This is a genomic window from Archangium sp. (assembly GCF_036388035.1).
GTDB lineage: Bacteria > Myxococcota > Myxococcia > Myxococcales > Myxococcaceae > Archangium.
The window spans coordinates 1-11,297 of the sequence record NZ_DASVSO010000888.1; the positions used below are offsets into that span (position 1 = coordinate 1).

At 66.1% G+C, this 11,297-nt stretch carries 6 protein-coding genes; 5 read left to right on the top strand and 1 reads right to left on the bottom strand.

What is annotated here, in order from left to right; translation table 11 throughout:
• From dpdA to VF697_RS36440, 4 genes are all read left to right on the top strand, one after another.
• Positions 1 to 909 (top strand): tRNA-guanine transglycosylase DpdA (dpdA, locus tag VF697_RS36425; protein ID WP_331102404.1); only part of this gene is annotated, 909 nt, incomplete at its 5' end.
• A gap of 16 nt (positions 910 to 925) precedes the next feature.
• Complete coding sequence (dbpB, locus tag VF697_RS36430; protein WP_331102406.1) at positions 926 to 2,080, top strand: DGQHR domain-containing protein DpdB; 1,155 nt, start codon at positions 926 to 928, stop codon at positions 2,078 to 2,080.
• Positions 2,081 to 2,151: 71 nt separating this feature from the next.
• A complete protein-coding gene (locus VF697_RS36435; protein WP_331102408.1) occupies positions 2,152 to 3,027 on the top strand; it encodes a DUF2381 family protein in 876 nt (291 codons plus the stop codon).
• A gap of 17 nt (positions 3,028 to 3,044) precedes the next feature.
• Positions 3,045 to 4,943: a serine/threonine-protein kinase gene (locus tag VF697_RS36440; RefSeq protein ID WP_331102410.1), complete on the top strand. Its 1,899-nt coding sequence runs from the start codon at positions 3,045 to 3,047 to the stop codon at positions 4,941 to 4,943.
• Positions 4,944 to 5,055: 112 nt separating this feature from the next.
• Here VF697_RS36440 and VF697_RS36445 read toward each other — a convergent pair whose 3' ends face one another.
• Complete coding sequence (locus tag VF697_RS36445; RefSeq protein WP_331102412.1) at positions 5,056 to 9,120, bottom strand: Ig-like domain-containing protein; 4,065 nt, start codon at positions 9,118 to 9,120, stop codon at positions 5,056 to 5,058.
• Positions 9,121 to 9,561: 441 nt separating this feature from the next.
• Between VF697_RS36445 and VF697_RS36450 the strand changes: the two genes are divergently transcribed.
• Complete coding sequence (locus VF697_RS36450; protein WP_331102414.1) at positions 9,562 to 11,127, top strand: OmpA family protein; 1,566 nt, start codon at positions 9,562 to 9,564, stop codon at positions 11,125 to 11,127.
• The last annotated feature ends 170 nt before the right edge of the window (positions 11,128 to 11,297 follow it).

The window sequence follows — 11,297 nt, forward strand, 5'->3', positions numbered from 1 at the left end:
AGCCGCTTCGACTACGGCGTGTCGCTCGACCACATCATCCTCGATTACATCCCCTCGGCGGACGAGCCGGGCGCTGGCAAGGAGGCTGTCCCCGAGTCCCTCCGGAAGAGGCAGAACCTCACCCTGGAGCTCGCCGCCGAGTTCCGCCAGAAGAACAAGGCGGGCCGCTGTTCCTTCGAGCCCCTGGGAGTCGCTCAGGGATGGAGCCCGAAGTCCTATGCTGCGTCCGTCAAGGCGCTGCAGAAGATGGGCTACGACTACATTGCCCTGGGCGGCATGGTGCCCCTCAAGTCACCGGAGGTTCTCGCGTGCCTCGCGGAGATCGACAAGGTGCGCAGCCCCGGGACCCGGCTTCACCTGCTGGGCGTGTCGCGGACCGAGCACCTCTCGGAGTTCTCCCGCCTGGGCATCGCATCCTTCGACAGCACCTCGCCCCTGCGGCAGGCCTTCAAGGATGACCGCGACAACTATTACTCGGACACCTACAAGTACACGGCGATCCGCATCCCCCAGGTCGAGGGCAACCCCGGCCTGCAGAAGAAGATCTCCTCCGGCAAGGTGTCCCAGGAGCACGCACGCCGCCTGGAGCAGGCGAGCCTGGAGGCCATGCGGCTCTTCGAGGCGGGCCGGCGCACGGTCAGCCAGGTGATGGAGGTGCTCCTGGAGTACGAGCGTCTCTACGACCCGGACACGAAGAAGGACCACGCCGCCGCCTACGAGAAGACCCTGACCGATGCCCCGTGGCGCCGCTGCCCCTGCGAGGTGTGCAAGGCGCTCAAGCATCACGTCATCCTCTTCCGCGGCGCGGAGCGCAACCGGAGGCGCGGCTTCCACAACATCTGGACCTTCTACCGCCAGCTCCAGGGACTCGGGCTGGACGCGCCGGTTAGGGCTCGGGCCCGTGGTTGATACAAGGAAACGAGACATGAAGAACGAGCTGAGGCTTCCCGCCGTCGAAGTGCGCCAGTCCCCAGGGCGGAAGCTCTACTCCTTCGCGGTGGACGGGAAGCTGGTGCACCACTTCGCCACCATCTCGCGCGTGAGCCGCACGGAGGAAGGCAGCCTGCACGGCTATCAGCGGCCCGAGGTGCTCTCGCACATCGAGGAGATCCGCAACTACCTTGAGAGCCCCTCGCCGATGGTGCCCAACGCCATCGTGCTGGCCTTCGACTCGCGCGTGCGCTTCGAGCCCATGAAGGGCGCCTCTCCCTCGGACTACGCGCATCCGGGCTTCATCATCATCCCCCTGGAGGAGAACCTTCCCGATGAGCGCAAGCCGGGCTTCATCGTGGACGGTCAGCAGCGACTGGCGGCCATCCGCGAGGCCACCATCGAGTGCTTCCCCGTCTGTGTGACGGCCTTCATCACCAACGACGTCAGCCAGCAGACCGAGCAGTTCATCCTCGTCAACTCGACCAAGCCCCTGCCCAAGGGGCTCATCTACGAGCTGCTCCCCAAGACGACCGCCCAGCTGCCGTCACTGCTCAACCGCCGCCGACTCCCGGCCCAGCTCCTGGAGCGGCTCAACCTGGACATCAGCTCGCCCCTGCGAGGGATGATCCACACCGCGACCAATCCGACGGGCCTCATCAAGGACAACTCCATCCTCAAGATGCTCGAGAACAGCCTGAGCGATGGGGCGCTCTACAAGTTCCGTCGGGCGGGAAGCCTGGAGGCCGACGTCGAGCCCATCCTGGAACTGCTGCGCAACTACTGGATGGCGGCCTCCCGGGTTTTCGCAGCGGCCTGGGCCCTCCCGCCCAAGAAGTCGCGGCTCATGCATGGTGCCGGAATCGTCAGCATGGGCTTCATCATGGACGCCATCACCGATCGCCTCCATGACACGCACATTCCCACCGCCATGCAGTACGAGGCCGATCTCCAGCCCCTCAAGGAGATCTGCCACTGGACCGCTGGCTACTGGGACTTCGGAGGCGGGCAGCAGCGCAAGTGGAACGAGCTGCAGAACACGTCCAAGGACATCGAGCTGCTCGCCAACTACCTCATCGCCCAATACAAGAACCGGGTGTGGAACCGCACGGCGAAGGCCGTGAAGGTCGGGCGCGCAGCACGCCGTTGAGCCGACGTGTGAAATCGGCGTCCGGTTCTTGTTGACCTGATAGGTTGAGGCGGCTCGGAGGTGTTCCCCACGTGCTGCCCGCCCTCTGCGGTCTCGTCCCACTCCTCGTTTCCCTGGCCGGTCGTCCAGGGGATGCACCTTCCTCGCAGGTCAGCTCCCCGGTGTTGCGCGCGCTGCGGGTGGTGATTCCGGAGGTCACCTCCGCCCCGGTCGCCCAGGTCCGCGTCGCTCCTGGCTTCGCCACCACATTCCGCTTCGGCGCTCCGTTCGAATCGGCGGTCGTCGTGACGGAAGGGACCGAGGGGCTCCTCGCCCCCATGGAGGTGGGCGCGACCACCGTGACGATCGAGCCCACCACGGACCTGCCCGAGGCCGGGGTGCTCCTGATGGTGGGCTTCGTCGATGGGCACTCGCCCGCTCGGGCCTCCTTCCTGCTCGTTCCCGCCAGCGGCGAGGTGGATGTGCAGGTGCGGGTGATGCCCCCTCCCGGACAGGCCCCACCCCTCCAGCTCCGGCCCGAGACTCCGCGCGCCCGCTACACCTCCGGCCTCTTCGCCAGGCTCGTTCTCTCGGGACGGTTGGGGAACGGAGCCATCACCTTCACCCGAATGCAGGGGGCGCTCGATGTGACCGATGTCGGTGACCTCAAGACGCTGACCAAGAATCTCTACCGCTCGGACACACTCGCCGTAGTGGCCATGAGGCTGAAGCTCTCCTCCGCCTCGCCCCCCTGGGTGCCCGGCGAAGCGTGGCTGCTGGACATGAAGGGCCATGTGGTGGGCCGCTCCCCGGTGTGGATGGACGGCACGAGGCTCGACCCGGGCCAGGAGCGCGACGCGGCCGTGGAGGTGGAGCTCGTCCCCGGCGTGCCCCCCAGGCTCTTGCGGCTGGAACTCCGCGAGAAGAACGGCGGGCGCACCGTGCATCTCAAGGATTTGAAGCTCTGAGCGAGGGCTCTCCGAACATGCGCGACAACGTGATGAACGCGGCGATGCTGGAGCCCGGCACGGTGGTGGCAGGTTGGAGGCTCCTGGAGAGAGTAGGGGTGGGAGGTTATGGGGCCGTCTACCGGGCGGAGTCGGTGGAGCACCCGGGCACCTTCTGCGCGCTCAAGGTGGCCCTGTACGTCGGGGACGTTCGGGCTGGACGCGAAGCGGCGCTGCTATTGGACAGGGCCGTACACCCCAACGTGGTGCGCTGTCACGGGGTGGGCCACTGGCCCCACCCCACCCACGGGCGTCCCTTCCTCGTAATGGAGTACGTGCCGGGACTTCCCCTGCACCTGTGGGTCGAGCACCACAACCCTGACTTCGCATGCCTGACGTCCGTGGGCGCGGAGGCGGCGCTCGCTCTGGGTGCGCTGCACGGGAGGGGAGTGCTGCACCGCGACCTCAAGCCCGAGCACCTGCTCGTGCGGGAGCCGGACATGAGGCCCGTGCTGGTGGACTTCGGAGCGGGGGACTACACAGGGGCGAGCACCCTCACCGAGACGCCTCTCCCGCCGGGCACCGCGCACCTGCGCAGCCCCGAGGCGGCATGCTTCTGGCTGGCTCACGGCCAGGAGCCCCGGGCGCGCTACCCCTACGGCCCGGCGGACGAGCTGTACTCGCTGGGGGTGTGTCTGTACCGGGCCCTGACGGGGCACTACCCCTTCTCGGACACCGCCGACCTGAAGGCGGTCCTGTACCTGGACATCGCGCACCGCGTGCCGGCGGCCCCCTCGGAGATCAACCCCCGGGTGCCCAGGGCCTTGAGCGACATCGTCATGCGGCTGCTAGCGAAGAAGCCGGCGGAGCGCTACCGCAACGGGGAGGAGGTGCACGCGGCGCTGGTCGCGGCGGCGACCTTCGGTGAGCCCGTGCCGTGGGAGGCCCGTGTCTTCGAGTGGGAGGAGAAGTCAGAAGAGGAAGCAGTGGAGGGTGTGTCGACCACGTCCAAGCGGAGCATCCGCCGACCCGCGCCACCTCCAGCGCGGCCTCCGGCTTCCGCACCCCCACCCCCTCACCAGCCCTCCGGCCGCGACAAGAAGGCCGTGGTGCCGGGTCTCGCAGTCGGGATGGCCCTCCTGGTGGCGGTCCTCCTCTCCCCGCTCCTTTGGAAGACAGGAGAAGAAGAACATGCACGCGCCCCCGCATATCCCACCACTCAGGTAGCGCCTATCCACCCACCGGCACTGGTACAGGAAGTGGCTCCCGAGGGCCAAGTGCTCGACACTGCGCCCGCCGCGGCCCCGCAGCCGCCTGTGGATCTCCCCTCCGCGGCCACCGCGCAGTCGGTGCGCCCCGAGGACAGCGTTCCCATGAAGAAGAAGCCCCAGCAGAAGCGGCAGCCCTCGCCCAAGCCCTCCACCGCCACGGCCGACACCTCCGCCGCCGTGAAAACGGCTCTGATGCTCTGTCTGATGCAAGGAGGAGTGGCGGCGTGCGCCGGGGTGCCACAGCGGCCCGTGCCGGAGGAGTGTTCTCGCGACGCGCTCGCCGCCATGAAAATGCTGCGCATCGACATCGAGGATGGCGCGGAAGCGTGGATCGACCTCTCCAAACCGAGGGCGCTCAGTGGCCTGACCACCTATCAGGACGGTCCCGTGGTGAGCAGCTTCGTGTACAGGTTTGGTGACATCCCCGAAGGCTCGGTGTTGTTCGGCCGGTTGTACGTGAGCGGCAACGGCGTGGACGCGTTTGGCAGCAAGAAGGTCTATGGCCGCTGGGACAAGGTGAAGCTGACCGATGGGAGAGAACTCCCCGTGTGCTTCCGGCTGGGCAACCGGGATGGGCTGTATGAGAACGAGCCTTCACCGCCTGGCTACGCCCGGTTCCCACACAACATGCCGCTCGTCGCCGTCGAGCGCTTCGTCTACGAGTGACGATGGGCCAGGAACGCCAATTCTGGTTGGCAGGTCCAGCCTGGCTCCCCGAGGGCTGAAAACACAAAAACTGGCCCACGCCGCAGAACATGGAGTGGAGCCTGGGGATGGTTCATTGCTCGCGCACCCGTTCCGCGACGGGTTCGCCCCCCAGCGCCAGCGTGGGCAGCGGCAGCTCGAGCTTCGCGGGCTCGACGGGTTCCACGGCGGCTGCAGCGGGCTCGTTCCCGAGCGTCATCGCCATGCCCATGAACGCACGGAACGCTGGCGTGCCGAGTGACTGACCAAGTCCGAGGCCTGCAACACCGAATGCCTCGAGCTTGCGCGTGACGGGCATGCGAAAGCCCCCCAGAAACTCGCTGCCGCTGCGTCCGCTATTGATTGAGAAAGTCCCGCGCCACGACACTTCACCGCGTAGACCCTTCCCGGTCGTATGAGCCAGTAGCGCCATCTCGAACGTGCTGCGCCCGAGCCGAGAGCCATCGAATGTCGCGTCTGGCCGCAGGACCAGCCCCACCTCGCCACCCACGCGGAGCCACCCGTTCACCTTCCTGCCCATACTCACCTGCGGCATGAGTCCCACACCCGACTCACGCGCCAGTGAGAATGCGCCGCCGACGGGCAACTGCACGCCCATGCGGCTCGACACATCGAGCATGCTGCCGCGTCGCTGCTGACATGACGAAGCACGAAGCTGCAGCATGGGCGTTCCGAGCACTGTGCTCTGGGGCGTTCCGATACCGTACGCGGTGAGGTTATCGCCCCCCTGATGGAGAACGGCGGGTAGCTGCGCGCTGATTTCGAGCCAGCTCAGCGGTGCCCAAGCCGCGGTGAGGTGCGTGGTGAGGCGCTCCTTGAGAATCGCACCTGCGCGCTCGCCGTTTCGCGAGTACACCAGCGGCTCATACTCGTAATGCGCCGCGAAACCGAAGCGGTACGTGCCCGGGTCGAGCAGCAACCCGGCCTCGGATACGAGACCGTCCGCGCCGCTCGCGTTGATGCGAAGGGCTTCGACTTCGATGATGGGCAGGTGGTTCTGCGCCTCCGCCACGCCAGGCAGCACAACCGCGACCGCGACCGCCGCGGCTTGCACCGCCCGGCGGCGACAGAAGAAGGCCACTGCAACCATCAACAGCGCCGAGAACGGAGCCGCGCTAGCACCCGTGCTCGAGCAACCGACACCGCCGCCGCTGAGTTCGTCGTCCACGGGTTCGACGTTGATGGCGACCTCTGCCGGTGCGGAGTCCGCTCCGCCCGCCATCACCTTGAACGTGAACGTGTCAGCCCCCGTGTAATCGGCCCACGGCCGGTAGATGAGGTTCGGCGCGGTGCCCGAAAGCGTGCCGTGCCGCGGCGGGTTGATGATGGCGTATGTCAGCTCGGCGCCTTCGACATCGGAGCCGTGCAAGCGCAGCTCGCTGGCCACGTCCTCCGACAACGAGACCTGCTGCGGAGCGGCCACAGGCACGTCATCCACGCTCGAGATGACGAGGGCGACGCGGGCCACGTTCGAGTCGGCCTGGCCGTCGTTCACACGGAAGGTGAACGTGTCGGTGCCGTGGAAGTGCTCGGACGGGGTGTACGTGAAGTGCGGCGCCGTGCCGGAGAGCGTTCCGTGCTCCGGCCGCGTGAGCAGGGTGTAGGTGAGCGCATCACCATCTACATCGGCCGCGATGACGGGCACTGCAACCCCCGTGTCCTCATTTGTGTGGATCTGCGTGGTTTCCGCAACCGGCGCATCGTTGACCGAGCCGACAGTGATCGAAACGACGCTGGACTCCGACCGCACCTGGCCATCGTGAGCGTGGAACGTAAAGCTGTCCTCGCCAAGGTAGTCCGCGTTCGGCGTATAGATAACGTTTGGCGGATTCCCGCTGAGGGTCCCGAAGGCGGGCTGCCGCTCGACAATGAACGTGAGCGCATCGTTATCGGCGTCGTGGCCTGCAAGAGCGAGTTCGAGCTGCACGTCTTCCTCGGTGCTTGCCGACATCGCGGTCGCGCTTGGCGCGTCGTTCACACTCACCACGTTGATCGAGATGCTCTTCACCGCGGAGTCCACCTGACCATCGTTGGCCTTGAAGGTGAAGCTATCGGTACCGTGGTAATCGGCCATCGGTGAGTAGAGGACCTCGGCGCCACTCAGCGTGAGCGTGCCGTGGGCAGGCGGGTGGATGATGGCGAACGTCAGCTCGTCGAGCTCGGTGTCCACCGCGGTGAGAGTGACAAGCGCCGCGGTGTCTTCGTCGGTGCTGATCGTGTCCGCGTTCGCGACGGGCGCGGTGTTCACGGTGTGGGTCATCGAGCCCGATGAGGTCACGTACGGAGTCGCACCTGAATAGGTCGCGACAATGGAGTGCTGACCCGAGGCGAGCGAGGACGTCGCCATGCTGGTCGCCACGCCACCCGACACGGCGATAGGACCGCCGAAGCTCACACCGTCAATCTGGAACTGCACGGTGCCACTGGAGGGCACAGGAGCGATCGTCGCGGTGAAGGTCACCTCCTGCCCCTGGGCCGAGGGGTTGACCGAACTGCTGACCGTTGTCGTCGTGGCGATGTTCGGTACGCCAATGGAGAAGTCTTCGTCGCTGGAGTCCTTGACCGTACCGCCGGGGCGGGAAATGCGGACGCGGTAGTCGCTCCCCGCCACCAGGTTGGCCGGAATCTTCCATGCATACGTTCCGCCGCTTGCCGCGGTGCCGGATGCGATCGCCGCGACGAAGCCGCCACCCTTATAGAGGTCGATGTCGACATCCGGAGTTCCGGAGGAGTTCCAGGTGATGTTGCGCGTGGAGCCCGCGACCCAGCTCTCGCCGCCGTTCGGTGCCGTCACCGTGATCGTCGAGGTGTCACTCACCGTGTACGCGGCGAACTTCATCCCCGATTGCCCCGTCGGGTTGGTGACCAGGATGTTGTAGGTGCCCGCCCCCAAGCCAGGGACGGTCGCGGTGATTTGCGATTGGCTGACGACCGTGACGGAGGTCGCCGCCGTGCTGCCGAGCGACACGGTCGCCCCGCTCACGAAGTTCGAGCCCGAGATGGTGACGTGCTGGGAAGCTCCGACGGTCGCGGTTGCAGGGTTGATCTCCGTGATGGATGGAGAAGACGTGGTGGAGTAGGTGAAGCCGTTGCCAAGCGTGAACGTTTGCCCGTCAGGGTTCACGACCTTGACGTCGTAGGTGCCCTCAACGACCCAGGGAACTTTGAAGATCATCGAGTTCGCGCCGAATTGCGTGATGCTGCTCGCGGGGATCTGCGTGCTCCCCAGGTAGAACCCCGCGCCTTGTTGGAAGTTCGCGCCCTGGAGGGTGACGAGATCATCTTTAGTGCCGGAGCTGGGCGACACGGCGGAGATCGTCGGCGCGGGGAGAGCCGTGCCCCCCACGACCGAGACGTTGTCGATCGTGAAGCCGCGGAACGCGTTGTACTTCGTGTCCTTCGAGCTGAACCGGAATTGGATCTGCACGCTCGTTCCGGCATAGGCGGAGATGTCGTACGCGTAGTGCCGCCACACGGGAGGCGCGGCAGGGCCACCAGAGCTGTATGCGGCATCGGCGGGCTGCTGCGCGGCGAACGAGGGGTTCAGCTGCCCCAGCAGCGTGTACGCCCCCCCGTCACTGGACAGCCAGACCTGCATGAGATCGTAAGCCGCCGCCGCGGTGCCTTCAATCTCCCACCAGCTGTCAAACTCGAGCTGCGCTTGGGCGACGCCGCTCAGCGAGATTGGCGGCGAGGTCAGGTTTCCGTCCTGCACCTGCGATGAGGTACCGCCCTGCTTCGGCGACTGCTCTGGGTACGGATCGCCGATGAACGTGCCCGTGGAGTTGTCGCCGAACCACACGACGCTCGAGCCGCCCGCCGCCGGAAGATGTTCGCCCGTGTCGGCGAGCGTCACCGCGAACGGATTCAAGGCGGATGAGACCGCGAGCGTCTGCTGAGTCGTCACTGTGTGCCACGTGGCCGTACCGGAAGTGGTGGTAGCGGTGAAGGCGCCGAGACCGGATTCGAAGCCGTAACTGAACAGGGTAGACGTCAACGCCTGCCGGCTCTTCGAAGGGGACTGCGCAGACGGAGGCGACGCAGGCGAGCATGCGACGATGCTCAGCGAGAGCGCGGCCACGGCCAGCCGCGCGTGGGGCGCAAAAGCCCGCATGAGGAGCGTGTGGATACGGCTCATCATAAGAGGGATCCTCGTGGTGATGGTGCACCCGGGAGCCAATGCCCTGGCGGCCCTGGTGTGCTGCACATTGCAGCTATTGCCGACCAGGGGATGTAAATGGATTCACAGCCTTCTTGAGAAGGGACTCACACCCCCCGGGCGCCTCCCAACATGACCGGCTACGCGTGATGCACTTCACCTCTTACGTGTGGAGGCATTCACAGTGCGCTCGCGGAAGAATCGCCAGAGTCATCACCGCCGGGGAAGACGGTTTCGCTTCCTCATGCTCGTTCTCGGAACGCGGATGGTGCTGACATGGAAAGCGGGCGCTCGCGAATCAGTGTCCTTGTTGTCCTTCTCCTGGCTGGATGGACCGCGGGCGCGGCCCCTTTGACACGACCGGGCCAGGGCATCCACCTTGGCAGCTTCGAGTCCACGCCGGCGGGAGAGCCCTCCCTCATGGTGGACGTGCCGAGGTTCGGGACCGACTCGTTCTCCGTTGGACTCAGCCTCAACTACGCGCACAAGCCGCTGGTGCTCGGCGTGGAACGCGCCACAGGAGAGTTCCAGACGCTCCGCGTGTTGATTGAACATCAGCTGCTCGGCCAGCTCGACCTGGCGGCCTCACTCTGCAATTGCGGTGTCTTCTCGCTCTCCCTGCCCATCGCCCTGGTGGAGCGAGGTGACTCCTCGAATGGCAGCTCGTCGTCGCCCCGCTCGTGGAGCCCCTGGGCGACCTCCGCGGTCCGAAACATCCCCGGTGAGGAGTCCTCCATTGCCGGCACCATCCCGCTCAGGGGAGTGGGCGCGAGAGAGCCACGCCTGGGGATGCTGCTGCGCCTGTATGGACAGCCTGACACAACCCCCTTCTCCGCCAGTGCTGGCGGCTATCTGTGGCTGCCGCTCCGCAGGATGCTCGAGGGTACGGCACCGCACACGAGCGACGAGGAGTTTCGCGTGATGCCCCGGCTTGTACTCGCCGGCTACAGCCACCCTCTTCAGTGGTCGCTCACCGGCTCCTTCCTCTACCGCCCCGAGGCACGTCAGGGCCTTCATCCCGCGCTTGGCGGTGACAGGGCAGGCTCGGAGCTGGGGCTCGGTGCGCGCGTCAGTTACACGGACAAGCAGCGGGGTTTCTCGCTGGGCCCAGAGGCGCAGCTCATGACAGTGGTCATTCCTCGCGATCAGGCTTTCAAGCCCTTCTACACGAGCCTGGAAGTGCTGCTCGGTCTCCAATTCAAGGTCGGCCAGACATTGCAGGTGGGGCTGGCCGCTGGAGCGGGCCTGATGAGGCAGCTGGGCACGCCAGCGTTCCGCTTCATGGTCCGCGTATCCTCCACCTCCACCCTGACGCCCCAGAGCGAGGGTCACCAAGCGCCCGCGGGGCTGCCTCGTGAGAAGAGCGGTGTTTCCCTCTCCGTCCCCGTGGCCGTTCCTCTTCCCATGTCCATTCCACTCCTGGTGGAGGTCTCGCCAGAGGCTCCAGCGGACGGAGCCTCCGAGCCGGAAACCTCCCAGGACGAGAGCCCCGGCGACCGCGATCATGACACCGTGACCGACGCCATGGACGCCTGCCCTGACCAGCCGGGTGCGCCCTCCATGGAGAGTTCCAGGAGCGGGTGTCCCGGACTGGTCGCCGTAAAAAACGGCATGTTGCTCCTCCAGCGGCCGATTACCTTCGCTCGCAATACGGATGTGGTGCTGGATGAAAGCTTCCCGGTGCTGCAGGCCATAGCCGACGCACTTCGTGCGAGCCCCTGGCTCCAGAAGATTCGTATCGAGGGACACACCGACAGCCAGGGCCCGACGCAAGTCAACAACTCGCTGTCCATCCGCCGCGCCCATAGCGTAATGCGCTGGCTTCAGAAGGACGGCATTCATCCGGCACGCATGGAAGCCGCTGGCCATGGTCCGAGCCGTCCAATTGCTGTCAACGATTCGGAGCAGGGGCGCGCCGCGAACCGGCGTGTCGACATTGTCATCATCGATCCGCCAGCGGCTCGGGCGGACGACGAGCGCTCTTGAAGTCCCATCAACGAGGAGGCGTTCATGCGAAGCATCTGGTCACACCATCTGCGAACGGGGCTGTGCGTAACGGCCCTGACAATGAGTTGCGTGGGGACGGCCCAGGACATCCCACCGCCCACCCCCACCATGGACCTCCAAGTGTCAGTGGAGTCAGGAGATTACCTGGA